The following is a 22,722-nucleotide window of genomic DNA, read 5'->3' as shown; positions in this document are numbered from 1 at the left end:
GGGAGCGGTCGCGAGGGGAGCCGCGACGAGGCCGCCGCGCCCTGTGCCGTCAGCCGCGCGGCGCAGCGGTGCCGGCAGGCAGCGCACAGCTGCCCAGGAGGGCGCACGGGGGAGAGGGTCGCCTTCTGTGTGCTGTTCGGGAGGTCGGTCGGCCATGGGGGCTCTGCCCTTTCTCCATATCCTTCTGCGCCCTTGTGCTCTTGTGCGTCCGTCGGCGGCGCTCGTACGCTCCACGGTGCTGGAGCTGACGATCTTCGCCGCGCACGTCCTGATGTACCCCATCGGCGTGGCGCAGGAGCGCAGGCCGCCACCCGTGCCCGCCGCCCCGGCCGGCCCGCCCGTACCGGCCGCGTCCCAGGCGCTGGCCGAGCCGGCGGACCCGGGCGCCGGGACGCCCTCGGCGCACGCGCCCGTGCTCCTCCTCCACGGCTTCATCGACAACCGCTCGGTCTTCGTGCTGCTGCGCCGCTCGCTGCGCCGGCACGGCTGGCCACAGGTCTGGTCCCTCAACTACTCCCCCCTGACCTGCGACCTCCGCACCGCGGCCGCCATGCTCGGCCGCCATGTCGAAGAGGTCTGCACCCGCACGGGCCACGAGCGGGTCGACATGGTCGGGCACAGCCTGGGCGGCCTCATCGCCCGCTACTACATCCAGCGGCTCGGCGGCGACGCCCGCGTGCGCACTCTGGTCACGCTCGGTACGCCGCACGGCGGTACGCGCGTGGCGCCCCTGATGTCCGCGCATCCACTGGTTCGGCAGATGCGCCCCGATTCGGATGTCATCGCGGAGCTGGCCGAGCCCGCCCCGCATTGCGCGACGCATTTCATCGCCTTCTGGAGCGACCTGGATCAGATCATGGTGCCCGTCGGGACGGCCGCTATCGATCACCCTGATCTGATTTCGCGCAATGTGCGCGTAAGCGGCGTGGGCCATCTCGCCCTGCCCGTTCACCCGGAGGTGGCCGCGGGCATCCGGCAGGCGCTGACCACGGAGGACGCGCAAGCCGGCGCCGCGGGAGCCGCGTCCGTCGCCTGATAGCCGCATACGGCCCGGCCACCGAGGGTCCCGCCGCCGCGCCAAGCTTCCGATAACAAGTCGAACGAATATCGAACGTCGAGTCGACCCATCACGGCTCCATCCACCAAAAGGCGGCTAAATGCCCAGGGCCCGACCGGCCGAAACGGGATGAAGATTGTCGTCGCCGCATACCGCCGGGTACAGTCGCCGCTAATTCTCCTGCTGCCAAGGCGAAATGGAAGTGGTGGTGAACGACCGTCACCCGTCGGCGGGCCCGGCTCCGTCCGTTCCCGCTCCCGATGCCTCCTATGGGTATTACCCCTCGTACGAGCAGCAGAGCAGTCCCCAGAGCTACGCCCCGTACGACGGCTACAGCTCCGGACAGTGGGACGTTTCCAGCGCTTCAGGCGGTTCCGGCCATTGGGACACGACCAGCCAATGGGGTGTCACCGGCCAGACCCAGACCTGGGACTTCAACGGCTACGACCTCGGCGGGCAGGCAGCCCCGCACGGCACCGGTCAGCACCCCATGGGAGCGCACCACACCGGTGAGTACTCCGGGCAGTGGGACACCTCCGGCCAGTGGGACACGGGCGCCTGGAGCGCGGCCGGGTCCGCGGCGGGGTCGTACGACACGGGTCACCACCAGGCCAACCAGTGGGACACCGGCGCCCACCCCCAGTCCTGGGACACCTCCGGCCAGCAGTACCCCTCGCAGTCCTGGGACACCTCCGGCTGGGCCCAGGCTCAGGGCCAGGGGGGCCAGGGCCAGGGGGGCCAGGGCCAGGACGAGTCCTGGGCGGGGGACCTCAGCGCCCAGCAGACGCAGACCTGGGACGCCGGCGCGTACGCGGCGATGGAGAACCACCGGGCCGGGGCCGACACGACCCCGGAGCCCCAGGCCACGCACGCCCCCACGCTCATGGTCGACCTCTCGGGCGTCGACCTCCAGGACGGCGGCAAGGACTCCGCGCCTGCGGCCGCCGTGCCCGGCCCCCGGGCCGTCGCCGACGCCGAGACGCGCACCATGACGGTCGTCGAGCCGCCGGAGCCGGACGATCAGGACGACATCACCCCCGCGCCCTCGCGCGCACGGCAGGACGACGCCCCCGACCGCTCCCGCGCCAGCAGGCGCAAGGGCGCACCCGCCCGCGCGGGCTACCGCCCGCGCCGCAAGGCGCTGCTGACCGTCGCCGTGCCCTCGGTCGCCGTCATGGGCGTGGCCGGCATCGCGGCGGCGTCCGTCGTGGCGGGCGGCGGCGAGAAGGAGAACACGCACACCACCGCCGCCTCCGCGCCCGACACCTCCGTCAAGCTCTCGGCGGCCAACAGCAAGCTGGACACCCAGCTCGCGAGCCTCAGCCGCGGCGCCGACGACTTCGCCTCCCGCGCCAATCGCACCCAGGAGCGCATCGACCTCAAGGCGCGCCAGGAGGAAGAGCGCAAGCGCAAGGCGGAGGAGGCCGCGCGCAAGGAGCGCGAGCGGCCCAAGTTCTCCCTGCCCGTCTCCCAGCACGGGCTGAGCGCGATGTACGGCCAAGCGGGCATCAACTGGATGTCGGTGCACACCGGCATCGACTTCCCCGTCAGCTACGGCACCCCGGTCATGGCCGCCACCGACGGCACCGTCCGTACGCAGTACAACGTGGCCTACGGCAACATGGCCATAGTGACGTCGCCCGACGGCACCGAGACCTGGTACTGCCACCTCAGCAGCACCAAGATCCGGTCCGGGCCCGTCAAGGCCGGCGACGTCATCGCCTACTCCGGCAACTCCGGCAACTCCACCGGACCGCACCTGCACTTCGAGGTCCGGCCCGGCGGCTCGGCCGTCGACCCACTGCCGTGGCTGCGCAGCCACAGCCTCGACCCGACGTGACCTGACCGGGCGGCCGGGCCCGGGCCCGGCCGCCCGCGCCCGGCGGTTACAGCTTCTCGACCGGTGCGTACCGCAGCAGCAGCCGCTTCGGCTTCTCCCCGCCGAAGTCGACCGTGGCCTCGGCGTTGTCACCGCTGCCCTTGACGGCGATGACCGTGCCGAGCCCGAACGAGTCGTGCGTGACCCGGTCGCCGGTGGCCAGCGCCACCACGGGCCGGTCCTTGGCACGCCGCGTCGCGAAACCGCTGGGGCCGGCCTTGGCACCGCCCCGGCTCCGGGACGACGAGGACGACGAAGACGACGAGAACCCGGACGAGAAGCCCGACGTGATGCCGGACCCCGCGCCCAGCGAGGACGCGGACGGCGTCGCGGGCCCCGTACGGCGCCAGGTCAGGTACTGCTCGGGGATCTCCTCCAGGAACCGCGACGGCGGGTTGTAGGAGGGCTGGCCCCATGCGCTGCGCATGCTCGCCCGGGTCAGGTACAGCCGCTCGCGGGCGCGCGTGATGCCGACGTAGGCCAGGCGCCGCTCCTCCTCGAGCTCCTTCGTCTGGCCCAGGGCCCGCATGTGCGGGAAGACGCCGTCCTCCAGGCCGGTGAGGAAGACGCAGGGGAACTCCAGGCCCTTCGCCGTGTGCAGGGTCATCAGCGTGATGACGCCCGTGCCCTCGGTGTCCTCGTCGGGGATCTGGTCGGAGTCGGCGACCAGCGCCACCTTCTCCAGGAACTCGGCCAGCGTGCCGGGGCTCTCGGCGCCCTCGGCGGAGCGCTCCTGCTCGAACTCCAGGGCGACGGCCGCGAGCTCCTGGAGGTTCTCCACGCGGGTCTCGTCCTGCGGGTCGGTCGACGCCTGCAGCTCGGCCAGATAGCCCGTGCGCTCCAGCACCGCCTCCAGCACGGTCGCGGGCCCGGCCCCCGACTCGACGATGGTGCGCAGCTCCTCCATCAGCACGTTGAAGCGCTTGACGGCGTTCGTCGAGCGGGCCGCCATGCCGTACGCCTCGTCGACGCGGCGCAGCGCCTGCGGGAAGCTGATCTTCTCGCGCAGCGAGAGCGCGTCGATCATGGCCTCGGCGCGCTCGCCGATGCCGCGCTTGGGGACGTTGAGGATGCGCCGCAGGGGCACGGTGTCCTCGGGGTTGGCGAGGACCCGCAGGTAGGCCAGGACGTCACGGACCTCCTTGCGCTCGTAGAAGCGCACGCCGCCGACGACCTTGTAGGGCAGCCCGACGCGGATGAAGATCTCTTCGAAGACACGGGACTGGGCGTTGGTCCGGTAGAAGACGGCGACGTCGCCGGCCTTGGCGTCCCCGGAGTCGGTCAGCCGGTCGATCTCGTCGGCGACGAACTGCGCCTCGTCGTGCTCGGTGTCGGCCACGTAGCCGGTGATGGACGCGCCCGCGCCGGCATCGGTCCACAGGTTCTTCGGCCGGCGGTTCTGGTTGCGCTCGATGACGGCGTTCGCGGCGCTGAGGATCGTCTGCGTGGAGCGGTAGTTCTGCTCCAGCAGGATCGTCGTGGCGTCCGGATAGTCCTCCTCGAACTGGAGGATGTTGCGGATGGTGGCGCCGCGGAAGGCGTAGATCGACTGGTCGGCGTCGCCCACGACGCACAGCTCGGCGACGCCCTCCTCGCCGGCCGTCTCGGGCGTGCCCACCAGCTCGCGCACCAGGGTGTACTGCGCGTGGTTGGTGTCCTGGTACTCGTCGACCAGGACGTGGCGGAAGCGGCGGCGGTAGTGCTCGGCCACGTCCGGGAACGCCTGCAGCAGGTGGACGGTGGTCATGATGATGTCGTCGAAGTCCAGGGCGTTGGCCTCGCGCAGCCGTGCCTGGTACATGACGTACGCCTCGGCGAGCGTCTTCTCGAAGCCGTCCGCGGCCTGCGCGGCGAAGGCCTCCTCGTCGACGAGCTCGTTCTTCAGGTTGGAGATCTTCGCGCTGAAGGACTTCGGCGGGAACTTCTTCGGGTCCAGATCGAGGTCGCGGCAGACGAGCGCCATGAGGCGCTTGGAGTCGGCCGCGTCGTAGATCGAGAAGGAGGACGTGAAGCCCAGCTTCTTGCTCTCGCGGCGCAGGATCCGCACGCACGCGCTGTGGAAGGTCATGACCCACATCGCGTGGGCGCGCGGGCCGACGAGCTGCTCGACGCGCTCCTTCATCTCGCCCGCGGCCTTGTTGGTGAACGTGATCGCGAGGATCTGGCCGGGGTGGACGTGGCGCGCGCCCAGCAGGTGGGCGATGCGGTGGGTGAGCACGCGCGTCTTGCCGGAGCCGGCGCCGGCGACGATCAGCAGCGGCGAGCCCGTGTGCACCACGGCCGCGCGCTGCTGGTCGTTCATCCCCTCGAGCAGCGCCGCCGGGTCCACGACGGGGCGGGCGGCGCCGTCGCGGTAGTACGCCTCGCGCGGCACGGGCGCGTCGAAGGCGCCGCCGAACAGGTCGTCCGGCAGCGGCTCCGGGGCCGTGTCCTCCGGGGGCGGCGGGTGCTCCTCGTCGGAGGGGGCCAGGTCCGCCAGGAAGCTGTCGTCAAAGAGGCTGCTCATCGCCTCCCGAGTCTAGGCCGCCCCACTGACAGCCGGTCCCGGATCCCGCGGACAGTGGTCAGCCCCACAGCGCGGACGACGGCTCGTGCCCGCTCAGACCCACAGCACGGCGATGAAGACGTTGGCGGCCGTCAGCGCGCCCACGGTGCCGAACGCGGCCGCCCCGACCTTCTCGTCGTCGCGCTTGACGTAGACCAGGCCCAGGATGACGACCAGCAGGGCCATCTTCACGCCGAGCTTGACGGTGTTGAGCGTGTGGTCCTGGGCCTGGTGGAGGCCGACCAGCGCGACGCCGGTGACCAGCATGGTCAGCGCGCCGTGGAGCATCGCCGGGACCATGCGCGCCTCGCCCTTGCCCATGGCCTTCATCTGGGTCATGAAGCCGCCGAGGAGCGCGGCGATACCGATGATGTGCAGGCCGACGACGGCGTGAATGAGTACGTCCATGGGGCCCGACCCTAGCCGGGCCCATACCACCCATCGGCGGCCAGGTGGGGGTAATCGGAGCTTCGGTCAGTCCAGGGCTCCTTGTGTCCGTACGGTCGGGAAGCGCCCGCCATGCACAGTCGCGAAACGGCTGAATAGAGCCAATACCGGTCATGGCCGTTTCCCTGTGACCCCGGGGTTTAGCGTCCTCCTGCAGACGGCGGTGGCCTGCCCTCCCCCCCCTCGTGCGGGCCGCCGCCGGGCACCTCTTGCCGGACCCGAAGGAAGTGACGTCCGACGTGGCGACGCACCGAAAGCCCAAGCAGCACCCCCTCGCCGGCAGCACCGCCCGGACCGCGGCGACCCTGGCCCTGGCGGGAGCCGCCACCGCCACCGCCCTGGAGGGCACCGGCCACGCCGCCCCCGCCCTGACCCCCGCGCAGGCGAAGGCCCAGGTGGCGGGGTACTACCAGCAGGCCGAGGTGGCCACGGAGAAGTACAACGGCGCCAAGGAGCGGACCGACCGGGCGCGGTCCGCGCTCGAGAGGCTGCAGGACGAGGCCGCCCGCAAGACCGAGCGGCTCAACTCCGCCCGCAACGCCCTCGGCTCCTTCGCCACCGCCCAGTACCGCGACGGCGGCATGCCCGCCGGCGTGCGGCTGCTGCTCTCCTCCTCCCCCGACCGCTATCTGGAGAGCGCCTCCCTCGCCGACCGCGCGGGCACCCGGCAGGCCGCGACGGTCGCCCGGGTGCGGCACGAGCTGCGCGACGTCCAGCGGGTCCGCACCACCGCGGGCGCCCGGCTCTCGGAGCTCAGGCGCGAGGAGGCCGCGCTCGCCGCGCACAAGCACACGATCGAGGCCAAGCTCGAGAAGGCCAGGCAGCTGCTGAAGGAGCTCCCGGCCGTCGAGCGCACGGCGGTCGAGGCGGGCGAGGGCGTCGCTGCCACCGGCGGCGCCGCGGGCGCGGACGTCAAGGAGGCGGCGCACGCCGCGCTCGCGCCGGTGGCCCCGCAGGCCGGTGCGGACCGGGCCGCGTCGGGGCGCGCCGCACAGGCCGTGGCCTTCGCCTACTCGGCGATCGGCAAGCCGTACGTGTGGGGGGCGACCGGCCCGTCCGCGTTCGACTGCTCGGGGCTGACGCAGGCCGCGTGGCAGGCGGCGGGGGTGTCGCTGCCGCGCACCACGTACACCCAGATCAACGCCGGGCGGCGGATCGCCCGTAACCGGCTCGCCCCCGGCGACCTGGTGTTCTTCTACTCCGGCATCAGCCATGTCGGCCTCTACGTCGGCGGCGGCCGGATGATCCACGCCCCGCACCCCGGGGCGCCCGTGCGGATCGCGCCGATCGACGAGATGCCGTTCGCGGGAGCGTCGCGCCCCGCCTAGCCGAGGACCAGCAGGGTGGCGAGCGCGGGGCCGAGGGCTCCGCCCATGAGGTAGGCGAGCTGGAACAGGCCGATACCGGTGGGGCGCTGGGCTTCAGGGACGGCGGAGGCCGCGGTCATGGACTGGGTGGCGTTGACGCCGGTGGCGCTGAAGACGGCGAGGCCGATCGCCGCGAACAGGATGATCGCGCTGTGGGCGAAGACCGCCGCCGTCGCGGCGAGTGCCCCCACCACGAGCAGGATCGCCCGCACCCTGGTCCGACCCAGGCGCGCGGCGACGGCCGCGAAGACGAGGGTGAGCGCAGATCCGATGATCATGGCGATCATCTGGCCCGTGGCCACCGAGCCGGTCGACCAGCCGGCCCGGTCGGCGATCAGCCGCGGGATCGCGAACAGCAGCGTGAAGTACGACGCGGACAGGGCGAGGGCCATCAGGGCCGAACTGCGGAAGAGCCGGGAGCGCAGGGCGGCTGCCGGGACGTAGCCGTCCGGGCGGCGACGTATGTGCAGGGACAGCAGGACGCCGGTGACGGCTGCCGCGGCGAGGGCGGGCAGCGGGTTCGTCGGCAGCAGGACGAGGCTGCTGGACAGGACCGCCAGCAGCACCGCGCCCCGGGCGTCGAAGCGGCCCCCTGCGGCCGGGACCCGGGTGGTGTGGCGGCTGACCGCCGGGACGGCCAGGAGGGTGACCAGCAGGATGGACAGGGCGGCCCGCCAGGAGAGGGCGTCGGTGAGGCGCTCGCCGAGCAGCGGACCCATCGCGCCGAGGATCCCGGTCCCGGCACTGATCACACCCATGCGGCGGGCGGTGCCGGCCAGATTCATGGCGATGGCCATCATCCCCGCTCCGCCCGCCGCCTGACCGGCCCGTCCGACGAGGGTGAGCGGCAGCCACGGCGAGGTGGCCACCACCGCGGTCCCGACGGCGACGAAGCCGGCGCTCAGCCACAGCGCGGTGCGCGTACCGCGCCGGCGTACCAGCGTCGCGATCAGTGGTGTCGCGACCGCCAGCGCCAGCGCGAAGACGGTGACCAGCCATGACGCGCCGGCGGTGCTGATACCGAGGGCGCGGCTCATGTCGCCGAGGATCAGGACGGTCGCGTTGTTGGCGGCGGCGACCGGTGTGGCGAGCAACGCCAGCCACAGGATGGGGACGCGACCCGCGGATTCGGCGGCGGCGGAGAGGAAGGGCGTGCGCGTGACGGCCGGGCCGGTGGTGGTGGTCATGTCTCTTCCTGCTGGTGGGATGTTTCGCGTGAGGGGCGGATCAGACGGTGGCCATGAGGCGTTCACCGTGGGCGCCGGTCAGGACGCGGTCACTTCGTCGAGCAGCCGCGGGGCGTCGCCGCTGAAGTCGATCCACGGATTCGTGCCCAGCGCCTGTGCGCCGTCCACGCTCGGCTCCTCGTAGCGCATGACGAACTTCTCGGGGCCGTGGACGTAGGCCACGATCAGGCCGTACTCGGCGTCGAGGAAGGCGCCGTGGGGGCCCAGGCCGGGGTAGCTCACGCGCCAGGCCGGATCGCCGGTCCCGACCGCGCCTACCGACAGCTTCGCGACCACGCCGTCGGGCAACAGGTAGAACCACGTCCACGGGCCACCGGAGACGACCGTCATCACTTCGTCGACGCCGACGCCGTGGTCGGAGCTGTTCACGTGGAGCCTTCCGAAGCGCTCCTGCACGGCGTGCAGGACGTCGGCGCCCATCGTCCGCATGTCGTACACCTTCGGGTACGGGGGAACGCCGACCTCGGAGGTGTTCAGGAATCCGCCCCGACGCGCCTCCGGGCGGCGGCCGGCCAGCTCGATCTGCTCCACCAGCTGCCCCCGGTGCATGCGGAACAGCGAGAGCAGTTCCGCGCCTTCCTCTTCCGAGAGCGCCCGGCCCTTGGACGCCTCCAGCATCGGGCGGGCTTCCGTGGGAACGGGGACCTGACTGACCCGCACGCCCACCATGCGCAGGACGCGGTTGACCGCCTCGACGCCGGTGGTGGCCGGTCGGCCGTCGGAGTACGAGAGCTTGAGGTTTCCGCGGTCCGCGGTCGTCATTGCTGCTCCTGAGGTCCTTCAAGGCAAGATCTTTTGACGTTGAAAGAAAAGCACGCTTGCTTGTTCAACGTCAACCCTTTTAAGGTTGAATGAATCATGGAGAGGGTGATGACGTGACCGATGCGGTGGACCTGATCATCGAGCAGTGGCGCGGGGAACGGCCCGAGCTGGCGGGCAGCCTGCAGCCCGTGGAGGTGATGGGGCGCATGCAGCGCATGCAGCGCGTGTACGACCAGCACTTCAAGAGGATCAGCGACGAATTCGGCGTGAACATGGGCGAGTTCGACGTGCTGTCCACGCTGTGCCGCTCGGGCCCGCCCTACACGCTCACCGCCGGCGCCTTCGCGAAAGCGGCCATGGTGTCCCCGGGCGCCATCACGAACCGCATGGACCGCCTGGAGGACAAGGGTCTGGTCGAGCGGATCCGCGACCGCGCCGACCGGCGATCGGTGCAGATCCGCCTCACCGAGCGCGGCAAGTCACTGATCGACGAGGCCATCGTCGCCCACCTGCGGGACTACGACGAGATCCTGTCCGTCCTGACCCCCGAGGAGTACGAGCACATCGCCTCGGGCCTGCGCAAGATTCTTGAGGCTCAGGGCGACACCACGCTCACCTGATCACGGCGCGGCCCGCACGTCCGCCAGCCGCTCGGTACGTGCGCCCGGAGCGTGCGCTCGGTGCGTGCGCTCAGTACGCGACCTGCTTGGTCAGCCACCGGAAGACGTCCGGCACCTGCCGCTTCCAGACGGCCGTGCCATGGCCGCCCGCACCGGCCGGGACCATGCTGACCTGGACGGTCGTCGGCGGCTTCGCGGACTGTTTGATCGCCAGTCCGCCCTGGTAGCCGTCGCCCTCCGCGCCCGAGAAGAACAGCGCCACGCGGGGCGGGGTCTTGGCGTGCTGGAGCATCTTCCAGGGGTTGTTCGCGTCCCGCAGCTCCGGCGTCTTCGCGGTGAGGGAGCCCGGCTCGCCGATGGGGTCGTTGTAGCCGGACAGGCTCACTCCGGCCCGGTAGCGGTCGGGGTGGGCGACGGCCAGCTTGGCGGCGCAGTGGGCGCCGGCCGAGTAGCCGGCGACGGCCCAGCCGTCGGGCTTGTCGGTGACGCGGAAGGTGTCCGTGACCATCTTGCGGACGTCGACGCTCAGCCAGGTGTCGGCGTTGACCTTGCCGGGGGTGTTGGCGCAGCCGGTGTCGACGTCGCCGAGGAGGGTGGTGCGCGGCGCCACGATGACGAAGGGGGCCACCTCGCCCTTCTCCATCAGGGGCTTGAGCTGGGTGTTGACGTCGAGGGTGCCGAACCAGGCCTTGGCCGAGCCGGGGAAGCCGGGCAGCACCTCGACGACGGGGAACTTCTTGTCCTTGTAGGCGGGGTCGTCGTACTGCGGGGGCAGCCAGACATACACCTCGCCCTCCACGCCCGATATGCGGCCCTTGAGCTTGGTCTCCTGGACGCCGGGGCCCATGCGCTTGTCGGACGCGGGCGTGAACTTCTGCACCACCTTCGGCTCGCCGTCCACGGACTTGCCGCCGGTGCCGTCCGGGCCGAGGTCGGCGGCGGCGTTGACGTGGTCGCCGGTGCCGAGCAGATCGGCCCAGGTGTCGAACAGGCCGTTGGAGTTGTTGACGATCACGAAGACCATGACGATCGCGGTGGCCTGCGCGAACAGCAGCATGAAGAAGCGCGTGAGGTGGCGTACGAACCGGGGGCCGCGGATCCTGCCCCACAGGGCGAGGGGCAGCGCGAGGGCCACCACGACCAGGACGATCGTGGTCAGGAAGAAGGGGGTCCCCGTCAGGCTCATCGCGTTATCGGGCTCTCGTTTCCGGTTCTGTGCCTCTCGCCTGTGAGTAGATGACGGGAAGGGCGAAGAGGTTCCCACCGGTGCGCGCGGGGCGGCGCGGAGGGCCGCCCCGCCCGCCGGACCGGCCGTCAGACCAGCCGTCGGGCCGTCGCCCAGCGCGTCAGTTCGTGGCGGTTGGACAGCTGGAGCTTGCGCAGCACCGCCGAGACGTGCGACTCGACCGTCTTCACCGAGATGAACAGCTGCTTGGCGATCTCCTTGTAGGCGTAGCCGCGGGCGATCAGGCGCAAAACCTCGCGCTCGCGCTGGGTGAGGCGGTCCAGGTCCTCGTCGACCGGCGGTGCGTCGGTCGAGGCGAACGCGTCGAGCACGAAGCCGGCCAGCCGGGGCGAGAAGACCGCGTCGCCGTCCCTGACCCGGAAGACCGCGTCGATCAGGTCGGTGCCGGTGATGGTCTTGGTGACGTAGCCGCGGGCGCCGCCGCGGATGACGCCGATGACGTCCTCGGCGGCGTCGGAGACGGACAGCGCAAGGAAGCGGACCGGGGCGTTCTGGTCGGCCATCAAGGGGGCGCAGCGGCGCAGCACTTCCACTCCCCCGCCGCCCGGGAGGTGGACGTCCAGCAGGACGACCTCGGGCCGGGTCGCGGTGATGACGGTGACCGCCTGGTCGACGTCGGCGGCCTCGCCGACGACCTCGACGCCCGTGCGGTCGGTGGCTCCGATCTCCGCCTGCACGCCCGTACGGAACATGCGGTGGTCGTCGACGAGCACCACCCTGACGTGCCGCGCGACGCTCTCGCCGGTCTCTTCGCTCGTCATGTCGCCTTCTCCGCCCTCTCCATCTCCAGCTCCACTTCCGTCCCCCCGTCGGGCGCGGAACGCAGTCTCGCCGTGCCGCCGTTGCGCTGCATCCGGCCGATGATCGACTCGCGGACGCCCATCCGGTCGTCCGGCACCGCGTCCAGGTCGAAGCCGGGACCCCGGTCGCGGACGGAGATGAAGACCGTACGCGCCTCGACCTCGGCGTAGACCTGCACGGCCCCGCCCTGGCCACCGTACTTGGCCGCGTTGACCATGGCCTCACGGGCCGCCTGCAGCTGGGCGCCGAGCCGCTCGTCGAGCGGGCAGTCGCCGACCACGACGACCTCGATGGGCACGCCGTGGTAGTCCTCGACCTCCGCGGCGGTGGCCTTGACGGCCTCGGCCAGGGTGCTGGGCTCCTCGGCCTCCTCCTTGCCGCGGCCCTCGGGGTTGTAGAGCCAGTTCCGCAGCTCCCGCTCCTGGGCCCGGGCCAGGCGGGCGACCTCGCGGGAGTCCTCGGCGTTGCGCTGGATCAGGGTGAGGGTGTGCAGGACGGAGTCGTGGACGTGGGCGGCGACCTCGGCACGCTCCTGGGCGCGGATGCGCATCGTCCGCTCGGCGGTGAGGTCCTGGGTCATCCGGACGACCGAGGGTCCGGCCAGGAGCGCGATGCCGACCAGCACGGCCAGCGAGGCCTGCAGCACGGTGCCCAGGTGCTCGGCCGAGCCCTGGAGGACGACGATGCCGGTCGCGCCGACGCCGACCAGCACCACGCCCGCCGCGCCGCGCGCGAGGGGCAGGACGCGCTTGCGGCGGCCGACCTCCATCCAGTGGGCCCGGCGGGCGTTGTCGGCCTGGCGCCAGACGAGGGCGACGCCCGCGCCTATGAAGATCAGGGGCCAGATGTAGGTGTTGGCGCGGCCGAGGTGGAGCCGGTCGAGGAAGATCGCGGCGCTGATGAGGAGCGCGATGAGCGCGAAGACCTGGCCGCGGTCGGGCTTGCGGGCGAACAGCCGCAGGCGCCCGTCGGCGGAGACCTGGGCGACGGCCCGGCGCGGCGCCTCCACGCCGCCGACGCCGAGGGGCACCACGAACCAGAACACCGCGTACAGCAGCGCGCCCATGCCCTGCGCCATGAACAGCGCCAGGAACACCAGCCGCACCCAGGACACCGGCACCCCCAGGTGCCCGGCGAGCCCACGGGCCACTCCGCCGAGCAGCCGCCCGTCCGCGCTGCGGTAGAGCTTGCGCAGGGGCGGGCTGTCGGGACGTGCGGCGGTGGTCATGCCCAGATCGTCACACGGTCGGGCCCGCCGCGGCATCAGGGTCGTCCCTGACGGGCCCCCTATCCGTCACCTGTCCTTGGGCAGCCGGAATCCGTCCCGGACGTCGTCGAACACCTTCTTGTGCTTGTGCCAGTCGGCCGCGGGCGCCGAGAGGTAGATGGCGTACTCGTTGCCGCCCGGACGCCCGAAGCCCAGGTCGGCGGCGCGGAAGTCGCGTGCCCGCCCCCGCCAGCTGAACTCCCAGATCGCGGCCGGCTGGCCGCGGAACTCCGTGCTCTGCATGCGCAGCTGCTTGTAGCCCGGGAGCTTGCCCTCCGCCACGGACTTGGCCTCGTCGTCCTTCCACCGCTGGAGAGGGTCGCTGCTGGCGAGGTCGAGGACGGAGACGCGCAGCCCGACCAGTTCGGTGGGGTCGACGTAGAGGATCTCGTCGCTGTCCGGCAGCTTCTTGCGCTTCCAGCCGTCCGGCACGGGGAAGGAGACGCCCACCCCCTTCTCGTCGACGAGGTGGTACCCCTTCGGCACGGCCGGCAGCGGACTCGCTCCGGGGCTTGCGGGCGCGCTCGCCGAGGGCTTCTCCGACGCCGGGGGCGCGGCCTCGTCGTCCTCCTGGCCGCCGTCCTGCGGCAGGAAGTACGCCCCGGCCGCCAGGGCCGCCACGACGGCGACGGCGACGGTGCTCCACAGGGCCGTCCGGCGCCGCTTGGGCGCGGCGGGGGCCGCGGGCACGGCCTGCGGGGCGGTGGGGGCGGTGGCGATCGGGTCGGCGACGGTCGTCGGTTCGGGCCGCGGCTCGGGCCGCTGGGGCCGCTCGGCCCGCTCGGTCCGCTCGGTCCGCTCGGTCCTCAGGGGGGCCGTGACGGGCTCGGCGGCCGGCTCGCGCAGGATCTGCTCCACCAGCTCGGCGGGGGGACGCAGCGCCGGGTCCTTGGCCAGCAGGGTCTCGATCAGCTTGGTCAGCGGGCCCGCCCCGCGCGGCGGCACCAGCGGGTCCACGGCGATGGAGTACGCCGTCTCGACCGCGGTGTCCTTGCGGAACGGCGGCCGGCCCTCGAGGGCCTGGTAGAGCGTGGCGCCGAGCGCCCACAGGTCGGAGGCGGGGCCGGGCTTGGCGCCCTTGACCCGCTCGGGGGCGATGTAGTCGATGGAGCCGACCATCTCGCCGGTCTTGGTCAGGGTGGAGGTGCCACTGGCCTGGGCGATGCCGAAGTCGGTGAGGACGACCCGCCCGTCGTCGCCGAGGAGTACGTTGCCGGGCTTGACGTCACGGTGCAGCACACCGGCCGCGTGGGCCGCGCGCAGCGCCGCGATCATGCCGCGCCCGATGCGGGCGGCCTCGTCCGGGCTCAGGGTGCCGCTGCGGAGCAGATCGCCGAGTGTCGTCGAGGGGACGTACTCCATCACGATGCACGGCAGTCCGGCGTCCTCGACGACGTCGTGGACGACCACGACGTTGGGGTGGGTGATGCGGGCCGCGCTGCGCGCCTCACGGCGGGTGCGCTCGTAGAGGGTCGCGAGCTCGTCCTCCTGCAGGCCCGGGGAGACGTGCAGCTGCTTGACGGCGACCTGGCGGCCCAGCAACTGGTCCTCGGCACGCCAGACGGTGCCCATGCCGCCCCGGCCTATGCGCTCGACGAGCCGGTACCGGCCGGCGACGAGCCGTCCCGTTCCCGGCACTGCACTGTGCATCGCGCGCCCCTCCGGTTCCCCCGCGTGTGTTCGATCCGCCACACCCTAACCGGCCGGGCCTCAGGGAGGATCTCAGGGAACGGCCAGGGTCGTCACGGATGTCATACACACGTTCCGGTTGACACGATGTCCCCATGACCGACGCACCGACCGCCGAACACGAGACCCGACCGCCGCTGCGGCGCAGCCGTGAGCACAAGATGGTCGCCGGCGTCTGCGGCGGGCTCGGCCGCTGCTTCGACATGGACCCGGTCATCTTCCGCGTGGCGCTGGGGGTGCTGGGGGTCTCGGGCGGGCTGGGCCTGATCGTCTACGGCTTCGCCTGGCTGCTCATCCCGCTGGAGGGCGAGGAGGAGAACGAGGGCCGGCGGATGCTCTCGGGCCGCGTCGAGGGGCCGGCGCTGACGGCGGTGCTGTGCGCCCTGGTGGGCTGCGGGCTGTTCCTGTCGATGCTCAACAACAGCGGCGTGATGGCCTTCGCGCTGATGCTGACGATCGCCCTCAGCGGCGCCGCCTACTGGTCGCGCCACCGCGGCCTCGTGGAGGCGGAGGACGAGCGCGCCGAAGCGGGGGCCGGCGGCATACCGGCGGCCGAGGGCACGTTGCTGCACGCAGGACAGAAGACCGCCAAGGCGTACAAACCCCATAAGCCGCACAAGGCTGTGGACGCCCCGCCGGAGACACAGGCGCCCCCGGCGCCGGGCACGCCGTCCTGGTGGCGCGACCCGGTCAAGGACGCGGCGCCGGCCGCCCTGGCCGGGTCCGCCGGCACCGGCTATCTGTGGGGACCCGACGACGGCCCCTACGAGACGGCGACCACCGCCGCCCGCGCGCCCGTCCGCCCGGCGCCCACCGGACGCCAACTGGGCGGCTGGACCTTCCTGCTGGCCCTGGCGGCCTGCGGCCTCGGCACCGGCCTGACCTGGCACCACCAGCCCCTGGGCACCTCCCTCGAGATCGGCCTGGCCTGCGCCCTGGGCGTCTTCGGCCTGGGCATCGCGGTCAGCTCCCTGTACGGGCGCACGGGCGGCGGCACGGTCGTCGCGGCGGTGCTGACCGGCGCGTTGCTCACCGGCGCCGCCGCCCTGCCGAAGTCGGTGACCAGCGAGTGGACGCGCACGACCTGGCGCCCGGCGGGCCCGGCGGACGTACGCGAGCGCTTCGAACTGGGCAGCGGCGTGGCCGTGCTGGACCTGACCGCGCCGGCCTGGTCGCAGGGCGGCGCCACGCCGCTCGACCTGTTCGCCGAGGTCGGCGCCGGGCAGCTCAAGGTCGTGCTGCCCCCGGACGTCACGGCACGGCTGGACATCGAGATCGGCATCGGCGACATCCAGCTGCCCGGCGAGCGGCGCGACGACATCGACGTCGAGCCCGGGCAGCACAAGCACCTCACGCTGGAACCCGCCGCCGGGCGCCCCTCGCGCGGCATCCTGGAGATCAAGCTCAAGGCCGGCATCGGCCAGGTGGAGGTGGACCGTGCCACGCCATGACTTCGAGCCGGGCAAGTTGGTCGTCGGGCTGGTCCTGCTCGGCGGCTGCCTGGCCTACCTCGCCGCCGCCGGCGGCCGGTGGGACTTCCCCTCCTACCTCCTGCTGCCGGTGATGGTCGCCGGCTTCTGCGTGGCCGGCGTGGCCTCCTCCCTCGCCTTCGCCGTCCGCCGTCACCGGGGCCGCGCCACGGACCGCAACGACCGTCCCGGCGAACCGCGCTGACCGCCCGCCGGGCCCACCGCCCGGCTCAGCCGAACAGCGCGCCCCTGCGACCCCGGCCCCGCCCACGGCGGCGGCCGGACCACGCCGCGTCCACCGACAGCAGGGGCGCGCCCGCTATGACCAGCGGCAGCCACGCCATCAGATAGACCAGGTCGTTGCCGTAGTAGTACGGCGTGGCCGCCCAGCTGACGGTGAGCCACAGACTGAGCGAGATCAGCGCGCCCCCGGCCGCCGCCACCCGGGCGAACGCCCCCAGCAGGGTGCCTATGCCCACCGCCAGCTCACCCAGCGCGATGGCGTAGCCGAAGCCCACCGGACTCTTCAGCGCCAGGTCCACCAGCCCCGGGAGCGCGGCCGTCCCGCGCACCGACTCCATCAGCGCCCCGACCGACCCCGGCCCTTCGCTCGCCATGAAGGCGGAGTCGGTGAGCTTGTCGAGCCCCGCGTAAAGGAACGTCACCCCGAGGAAGAGGCGCAGCGGCAGCAGGGCATACCGCCCCAGGTCCCCGCGCCCCGTGAATGACATGCCGCTCGCCATGGCCGCCTCCCTCGCCTTCACCCGCACCGGACCCTGCCGGCCCGCCGCGATCCGTCATCACTCATCGCTCTCCGACCATACGTGCGGGGGCCGGAAAGCATTCAGCCCTGTGGACAACCCCGCGCGGCCGGCGGCGGGGGTTGTCCACAGGGCTTGTGGGCAGCGGTGGTGTGTGCTCAGCCGCCGGTGCGCACGCCCAGCGCGCTGCCCTGCAGCCACTGCTCCCAGCTGAGGTTCCAGTCGCCGTAGCCGTTGCCGAAGAGGTCCATCGGCTTGGGCTTCGTACCCCCGCCGACCTGCACGACATCGCCCTTGAGGCTCAGCCCGTACAGCCACTTGGCGTCGTCCGTGGACATGCCGATGCAGCCGTGGCTGACGTTCTCCTTGCCGAAGGACTCGGCGTTGTCGGGGGCCGCGTGCACGTACTCGCCGCTGATCGTCTCGCGCATGCTGTAGTCGTACGAGCCGTAGAACCCGTCCGGGTGGTTGCGCGGGATGCCGATGGAGAGCGAGTCCATCACGACCCGCCCCTCCTTGCCGAGGATGGTCTTGATGCCCTCGCGGGTCCCGAAGCCCTTGCCCTCGTCGCCGCCGCTGATCGCGATGGTGCGCAGCGTCCTGCCGTTGCGGACGACGGTCATCTTGTGGGTCTTGAGGTCCACGGTATTGACCATCGAGTCGCCGATGGTGAAGGAGACGCTGCGGTCGCCGGCGGCGGCCGTGCCCCCGGCGAGCTTCACGCCCGCGAGCCGGGCGTCCAGGGTCACCTTGGTGCCGGCGGGCCAGAACTTCTCGGGGCGGAAGTGGACGCGGGTGTCGCCCTTGGACTCGTTCCAGTGCCAGGCCCCGGGGACCTTCGGCGAGGTGGAGACCTTCAGCCGCCCCTCGATTCCGGCGCGCAGCTCCTGGGAGACCTTCTGCTGCTTGAAGACGATCGCGATGGGCTGTCCCACGCCGACCTTCTCGCCGTTCGCGGGGGCTATCTCGGGCCGTACGGTCCGGGCGGCGCCGGTGAGCATCGCGGCGGGCGGGGCCGGCTTCTCGGAGACGGGGGCGGCGCTCGAGGGCGCGGGGGCGGATCCCCGGGCGGAGGACTTCGCGGGCCGCTCCTCGGCCTCGGCACCGCCGCCGCACCCCGTGACGGCCAGCCCGGTCAGGGCCAGGGCCGCGGACAGCCCGATGCAACGGGAGAGGCGCATGGTTCTCCTACCGGTTCGTTTCTTCCAGTGCTTCCGGACGTGACGCTCTTCCGGACATGACGGAGCCGAGGCGGCTACGCCCCGGCTCCTCACCATCGTAAGCAGGGCAAATGCCCCACAAAGGCGCCCGGAAGAACGAGCGACCCCCGCCGACGGGCGGGGGTCGCACGCCCGGTCCGTCAGCCCAGGAGCTCCGGCTCGCTGCGGGTGATCTGCTGGTGGAGCGGCTGGTAGTTGATCCACGCCACCAGGTCGTTGCCGAGCTGGTCACGGGTGTGCTCGGCGCTCGCCGCGTCGATGAGCACCGGCTTCCCGGCGGCCTTCGCCGCCAGCTGCACCTGGCAGGAACGTTCCATCGTGATGAACCACCACGCCGCCGCGTCGACCGAGTCCCCGACCGTCAGCAGCCCGTGGTTGCGCAGGATCACCGCCTTGTGCGGCCCCAGGGCCGTGGCGATGCGCCGCCCCTCCTCCTCGTCCACGACGACGCCCGTGTAGTCGTCGAAGAGCGCGTGGTCCTGATAGAAGGCGCAGACGTCCTGCGTGATCGGCTCCAGCAGCTCCCCCAGCGCGGACAGCGCCCGTCCGTACGTGGAGTGGCTGTGCGCGGCGGCCACGACGTCGGGCCGGGCCCGGTGGACCTGCGAGTGGATCGCGAAGGCGGCCTGGTTGACGTGGTAGCGGCCCTCGACGACCTGCCCCTGGTGATTGACGAGGATCAGGTCGGAGACGGTGATGTGCTTGAACGACATCCCGAACGGGTTGACCCAGAAGTGATCGGTGAACTGCGGATCACGCGCGGTGATGTGCCCCGCGACCCCCTCCTCGAACCCGAACCGCCCGAAGAGCCGCAGCGCCGCCGCGAGCCGCTCCTTGCGGTGCCGCCGCTCGTCCTCGACGGTGTCGTGCTTGGGGGGCATGGCGAAGTGGAGCTGATCGGTGGGGATGGGTTCCGGTGCGGCTGCCTGCGACATGGCGGTGCTCCTCCGGTTGCTCCGTGGCTACGAACCGGAAGCTACCGCCGGGTACCCGCCGGGAACAGGCCTACGACCCGGTGGGCGCCGCCGACGCGGCCGCGGCGTGCTCCAGGACCGCCTCGGCCAGCGGCCGCAGGCACTCGCGCGGCAGCGCGTGCCCCATGCCCGGCATCGCCACCGTCCGGGCGTTGCCGATCACTTGGGCGATGTGGCGGGCGTGGGGCCGCGGGAAGACGGGCTCGGCGGAGGCATCGGTCACCAGCGTGGGAACGGTGTTGCGCGCCAGCTCCTCCGTACGGTCCATGCCGGAGTGATCGGCGCGGCCGTGGGCGGTGGAGACGTCGTAACGCCCCGCGTGCTCGATGATCCGCCGCTCGCGCTCGCGCATCTCGTCGGCGTGGAAGGGGAGTTCCTCGCCGCTCAGGAGCCGCCAGTGCGCCACGCGCCGGTCCAGCTCGGCCTCCAGGCCGTGATCCTCCACGGGCTGCGCCCACATCTCCAGGACGCGCGGATCGATGCCGGGCAGCTCGGCGACAGCGGTTTCCGTACCGTCGGCCTCGACGAGCGGCCGCGCGCTGAGCGCGCAGGTGCCGATGAGGGTGGCGCTGAGGAAGCGGTCCGGGTGATCGGCGAGCAGCAGCTGCGCCAGCATGCCGCCGAGCGACATGCCGACGATGTGGGCACGCTCTACGCCGTGTGCGTCCAGGACGGCGAGGGCGTCCTCCGCGAGGTCGGTGATGCGATAGGGCCGCTCGTCGTAGGACCAGGTGGAGCGGCCGACGTCGCGGTGGTCGTAGCGGATCACGCGGTGGCGGGCGGCGAGGGCGTCGACGAACTCCTCGGGCCAGGCCAGGCCGGAGGCCTGCGCGCCCATGATGAGCAGCAGGGGGGACGCGTCGGCGGCGCCGCGCGCTTCGGTCCACAGCTGCACGTCGGGGGCGACGTCGACGGCAAGGGTTCGGATTCCGGCTCGGGTCATGACGGGTCCCTTCCTGGGGTTCGTGTGCGGGTACGGCCTCAGGAGTGAAACGATACGTCTCGTCTCGTGATCCCGCCACCCTTTTGCCGGCCCGGTTCTGCCGACGCGCCCCATGGCAAAACGCCGGTGCCGCCGCCCGGACGAATGGGCGGCGGCACCGGCGTTCGATCAGGGGAGGACTACTCCCACTCGATGGTGCCCGGCGGCTTGCTGGTGACGTCCAGCACCACGCGGTTCACATCGGCGACCTCGTTCGTGATGCGGGTCGAGATCCGGGCGAGCACCTCGTACGGCATGCGCGTCCAGTCGGCCGTCATCGCGTCCTCGGACGAGACCGGGCGCAGCACGATCGGGTGGCCGTAGGTGCGGCCGTCACCCTGGACGCCGACCGAGCGGACGTCGGCCAGGAGCACGACCGGGCACTGCCAGATCTCGCGGTCCAGGCCGGCCGCGGTGAGCTCCTCGCGGGCGATGGCGTCGGCCTCGCGCAGGAGGTCCAGACGCTCCTTGGTCACCTCGCCGACGATGCGGATGCCCAGGCCGGGGCCGGGGAAGGGCTGGCGCTGGACGATCTCGTCCGGCAGGCCGAGCTCCTGGCCGACCATGCGGACCTCGTCCTTGAAGAGCTGGCGGAGCGGCTCGATGAGCTTGAACTCCAGGTCCTCGGGGAGGCCGCCCACGTTGTGGTGGGACTTGATGTTGGCGGTGCCGGTGCCGCCGCCGGACTCGACGACGTCGGGGTAGAGCGTGCCCTGGACGAGGAACGCGACGTCCTCGCCGTCGGCCGCGCCCTCGGCGACGATCTCGGCCTGCGCCTGCTCGAAGACGCGGATGAACTCACGGCCGATGATCTTGCGCTTGGTCTCCGGGTCGGAGACCCCGGCCAGCGCGTTCAGGAAGCGCTCCTGGGCGTCGACGACCTTCAGCTGGACGCCGGTCGCGGCGACGAAGTCCTTCTCGACCTGCTCGGTCTCGCCCTTGCGCATCAGGCCGTGGTCGACGTACACGCAGGTCAGCTGGGAGCCGATGGCCTTCTGCACGAGGGCGGCGGCGACGGCGGAGTCCACGCCGCCCGACAGACCGCAGATCGCGCGCTTGGTGCCGACCATCTCCTGGATGGCGGCGACCTGCTCCTCGATCACGTTGCCCGTGGTCCAGGTCGGCTCGATGCCCGCGCCGCGGTAGAGGAAGTGCTCCATGACCAGCTGGCCGTGCGTGGAGTGCATCACCTCGGGGTGGTACTGCACGCCGTAGAGCTTCTTGGCGTCGTTCTCGAAGGCGGCGACCGGCACGACGTCCGTGGACGCGGTGACGGTGAAGCCCTCGGGGGCGGCCGAGCAGGCGTCGCCGTGCGACATCCACACCGACTGCTCCGCCGGGGTGCCCTCGAAGAGGGTCGAGCCGGTCTTGGAGACGTGCAGGGGGGTACGGCCGTACTCGCGCGCACCGGTGTTGTCGACGGTGCCGCCGAGGGTGGTGGCCATCAGCTGGAAGCCGTAGCACATGCCGAAGACGGGGACGCCGGACTCGAAGAGGCCGAGGGCGTCGTCCAGGCGGGGGGCGCCCTCCTCGTACACGGACGAGGGGCCGCCGGAGAGGATGATCGCCTTGGGGTTCTTGGCGAGCATCTCGGCGACGGGCATCGTGCTGGGCACGATCTCGCTGTAGACGCGGGCCTCGCGGACGCGGCGGGCGATGAGCTGGGCGTACTGCGCACCGAAGTCGACAACGAGCACCGGTTCCGCGGTGTTGTCGTGGGCGGCGGCGGGGGGTGCTGCTGACACGGGAGCGGCCTTCCGGCGGTCGAGGAGGGGGCTGTATTTGTCGATTCTACCGGGGCGCGGGAGCTTGCTTTTGTCTCACCATCCGAACGATGCCCCGACGCGCATTGGCCCGAGGGCCCCGCGCGGGCCATACTGTCCGCCATGCGCAAGCACCTGACCTTCGTCTTTACCTATGGCACCCGGCCCGTCCGGCTGCCATGGTCGTGCTGCTTGAGCAACTGACAAGCGACTTCCCAGGCGCCCCGGGCCGACAAGGCCCGGGGCGCCTGTCGTTTTTCCGGGTCATGCCGCTCCGGGGGCCGCGCCCTCTTTGGAGAAACACACATGAGCACCACGACCACCACCAGCACCCCGCGTCACACCGACACCGGCGCCCGCACCGATCACGCCGCCGGCGTGATCACCGGTGCCCGGGAGCGGATCGACGACCTCGACGGCCGCATCATCGGGCTCGTCCAGGAGCGCATGGCCGTCTCGGCCGTGATCCAGCGCGAGCGGATCGCCTCCGGCGGGCGCCGGGTGAACCTCTCCCGCGAGATGGAGATCCTCGGCCACTACAGCGAGCAGCTCGGCAAGCCCGGCACCGCCCTGGCCATGACCCTGCTCGAGCTCTGCCGGGGCCGTATCTGACCGTGGTCCGGTCA

General features: G+C 72.0%; 20 protein-coding genes. 7 read left to right on the top strand and 13 right to left on the bottom strand.

What is annotated here, in order from left to right:
* Positions 1-154: 154 nt before the first annotated feature.
* Together ACIGXW_RS08455 and ACIGXW_RS08450 are read left to right on the top strand one after the other, a co-directional pair.
* Positions 155-1,036, top strand: coding sequence for an esterase/lipase family protein (locus ACIGXW_RS08455; protein WP_399571286.1), 882 nt, complete (start codon positions 155-157; stop codon positions 1,034-1,036).
* Positions 1,037-1,265: 229 nt separating this feature from the next.
* On the top strand, positions 1,266-2,897 hold the full coding sequence (locus tag ACIGXW_RS08450; protein ID WP_399571284.1) for a peptidoglycan DD-metalloendopeptidase family protein: 1,632 nt from the start codon (positions 1,266-1,268) through the stop codon (positions 2,895-2,897).
* 46 nt (positions 2,898-2,943) lie between these two features.
* Here the strand turns inward: ACIGXW_RS08450 and pcrA are convergent, their stop codons facing one another.
* Both pcrA and ACIGXW_RS08440 read right to left on the bottom strand, forming a co-directional pair.
* Positions 2,944-5,442 (bottom strand): DNA helicase PcrA, encoded by a 2,499-nt coding sequence (pcrA, locus tag ACIGXW_RS08445; protein ID WP_071962623.1) that lies wholly within the window; start codon positions 5,440-5,442, stop codon positions 2,944-2,946.
* A gap of 93 nt (positions 5,443-5,535) precedes the next feature.
* Positions 5,536-5,889 (bottom strand): hypothetical protein, encoded by a 354-nt coding sequence (locus ACIGXW_RS08440; protein ID WP_399571282.1) that lies wholly within the window; start codon positions 5,887-5,889, stop codon positions 5,536-5,538.
* A 278-nt stretch (positions 5,890-6,167) separates the two neighbouring features.
* Between ACIGXW_RS08440 and ACIGXW_RS08435 the strand changes: the two genes are divergently transcribed.
* Positions 6,168-7,256, top strand: coding sequence for an NlpC/P60 family protein (locus ACIGXW_RS08435; protein WP_399571280.1), 1,089 nt, complete (start codon positions 6,168-6,170; stop codon positions 7,254-7,256).
* Here the strand turns inward: ACIGXW_RS08435 and ACIGXW_RS08430 are convergent.
* Together ACIGXW_RS08430 and ACIGXW_RS08425 are read right to left on the bottom strand one after the other, a co-directional pair.
* Complete coding sequence (locus ACIGXW_RS08430) at positions 7,253-8,482, bottom strand: MFS transporter (RefSeq protein WP_399571278.1); 1,230 nt, start codon at positions 8,480-8,482, stop codon at positions 7,253-7,255. The genes ACIGXW_RS08435 and ACIGXW_RS08430 overlap by 4 nt on opposite strands.
* Positions 8,483-8,560: 78 nt before the next feature.
* Positions 8,561-9,304: a hypothetical protein gene (locus tag ACIGXW_RS08425; RefSeq protein ID WP_399571275.1), complete on the bottom strand. Its 744-nt coding sequence runs from the start codon at positions 9,302-9,304 to the stop codon at positions 8,561-8,563.
* Between the two features lie 113 nt (positions 9,305-9,417).
* On the opposite strand from ACIGXW_RS08425, the gene ACIGXW_RS08420 reads away from it, so the two are divergent.
* Positions 9,418-9,924 carry a MarR family winged helix-turn-helix transcriptional regulator gene (locus tag ACIGXW_RS08420; protein ID WP_399571272.1) on the top strand — a complete coding sequence of 169 codons (507 nt, stop codon included), beginning with the start codon at positions 9,418-9,420 and terminating at the stop codon, positions 9,922-9,924.
* Between the two features lie 70 nt (positions 9,925-9,994).
* Here the strand turns inward: ACIGXW_RS08420 and ACIGXW_RS08415 are convergent, their stop codons facing one another.
* From ACIGXW_RS08415 to ACIGXW_RS08400, 4 genes are all read right to left on the bottom strand, one after another.
* On the bottom strand, positions 9,995-11,110 hold the full coding sequence (locus ACIGXW_RS08415) for an alpha/beta hydrolase (RefSeq protein ID WP_399571270.1): 1,116 nt from the start codon (positions 11,108-11,110) through the stop codon (positions 9,995-9,997).
* Between the two features lie 128 nt (positions 11,111-11,238).
* Positions 11,239-11,931 (bottom strand): response regulator transcription factor, encoded by a 693-nt coding sequence (locus tag ACIGXW_RS08410; protein ID WP_071962617.1) that lies wholly within the window; start codon positions 11,929-11,931, stop codon positions 11,239-11,241.
* Positions 11,928-13,199, bottom strand: a complete 1,272-nt coding sequence (locus tag ACIGXW_RS08405) for an ATP-binding protein (protein ID WP_104531572.1) — start codon at positions 13,197-13,199, stop codon at positions 11,928-11,930. Before ACIGXW_RS08405 ends, ACIGXW_RS08410 begins: the two co-directional genes overlap by 4 nt.
* A 66-nt stretch (positions 13,200-13,265) precedes the next feature.
* Complete coding sequence (locus tag ACIGXW_RS08400; RefSeq protein WP_399571268.1) at positions 13,266-14,888, bottom strand: protein kinase; 1,623 nt, start codon at positions 14,886-14,888, stop codon at positions 13,266-13,268.
* 134 nt (positions 14,889-15,022) lie between these two features.
* On the opposite strand from ACIGXW_RS08400, the gene ACIGXW_RS08395 reads away from it, so the two are divergent.
* Together ACIGXW_RS08395 and ACIGXW_RS08390 are read left to right on the top strand one after the other, a co-directional pair.
* On the top strand, positions 15,023-16,378 hold the full coding sequence (locus ACIGXW_RS08395; RefSeq protein ID WP_399571266.1) for a PspC domain-containing protein: 1,356 nt from the start codon (positions 15,023-15,025) through the stop codon (positions 16,376-16,378).
* Positions 16,365-16,601: a hypothetical protein gene (locus tag ACIGXW_RS08390; RefSeq protein WP_399571264.1), complete on the top strand. Its 237-nt coding sequence runs from the start codon at positions 16,365-16,367 to the stop codon at positions 16,599-16,601. Before ACIGXW_RS08395 ends, ACIGXW_RS08390 begins: the two co-directional genes overlap by 14 nt.
* Before the next feature lie 25 nt (positions 16,602-16,626).
* On the opposite strand, the gene ACIGXW_RS08385 is transcribed toward ACIGXW_RS08390, so the two are convergent.
* The 5 genes from ACIGXW_RS08385 to guaA all read right to left on the bottom strand — a co-directional run bounded on the left by ACIGXW_RS08385 (position 16,627) and on the right by guaA (position 22,078).
* Positions 16,627-17,139 (bottom strand): DoxX family protein, encoded by a 513-nt coding sequence (locus ACIGXW_RS08385; RefSeq protein WP_399571261.1) that lies wholly within the window; start codon positions 17,137-17,139, stop codon positions 16,627-16,629.
* A gap of 176 nt (positions 17,140-17,315) precedes the next feature.
* Positions 17,316-18,338 (bottom strand): Ig-like domain-containing protein, encoded by a 1,023-nt coding sequence (locus ACIGXW_RS08380; RefSeq protein WP_399571259.1) that lies wholly within the window; start codon positions 18,336-18,338, stop codon positions 17,316-17,318.
* A 179-nt stretch (positions 18,339-18,517) separates the two neighbouring features.
* Entirely contained in the window at positions 18,518-19,312 is a 795-nt protein-coding gene (locus ACIGXW_RS08375) for a class II aldolase/adducin family protein (protein ID WP_399571257.1), read from the bottom strand.
* A gap of 70 nt (positions 19,313-19,382) precedes the next feature.
* Complete coding sequence (locus tag ACIGXW_RS08370) at positions 19,383-20,294, bottom strand: alpha/beta fold hydrolase (RefSeq protein ID WP_399571255.1); 912 nt, start codon at positions 20,292-20,294, stop codon at positions 19,383-19,385.
* 179 nt (positions 20,295-20,473) lie between these two features.
* Complete coding sequence (guaA, locus tag ACIGXW_RS08365; protein WP_071962608.1) at positions 20,474-22,078, bottom strand: glutamine-hydrolyzing GMP synthase; 1,605 nt, start codon at positions 22,076-22,078, stop codon at positions 20,474-20,476.
* A 324-nt stretch (positions 22,079-22,402) separates the two neighbouring features.
* Between guaA and ACIGXW_RS08360 the strand changes: the two genes are divergently transcribed.
* Entirely contained in the window at positions 22,403-22,708 is a 306-nt protein-coding gene (locus tag ACIGXW_RS08360) for a chorismate mutase (protein ID WP_071962607.1), read from the top strand.
* The last annotated feature ends 14 nt before the right edge of the window (positions 22,709-22,722 follow it).

The sequence above is a fragment of the Streptomyces sp. NPDC053079 genome, from assembly GCF_044546695.1.
Classification (GTDB): Bacteria; Actinomycetota; Actinomycetes; order Streptomycetales; family Streptomycetaceae; genus Streptomyces.
Note: the sequence above shows the minus strand (reverse complement) of the source record. Positions and strands in the feature narration are given on the sequence as shown.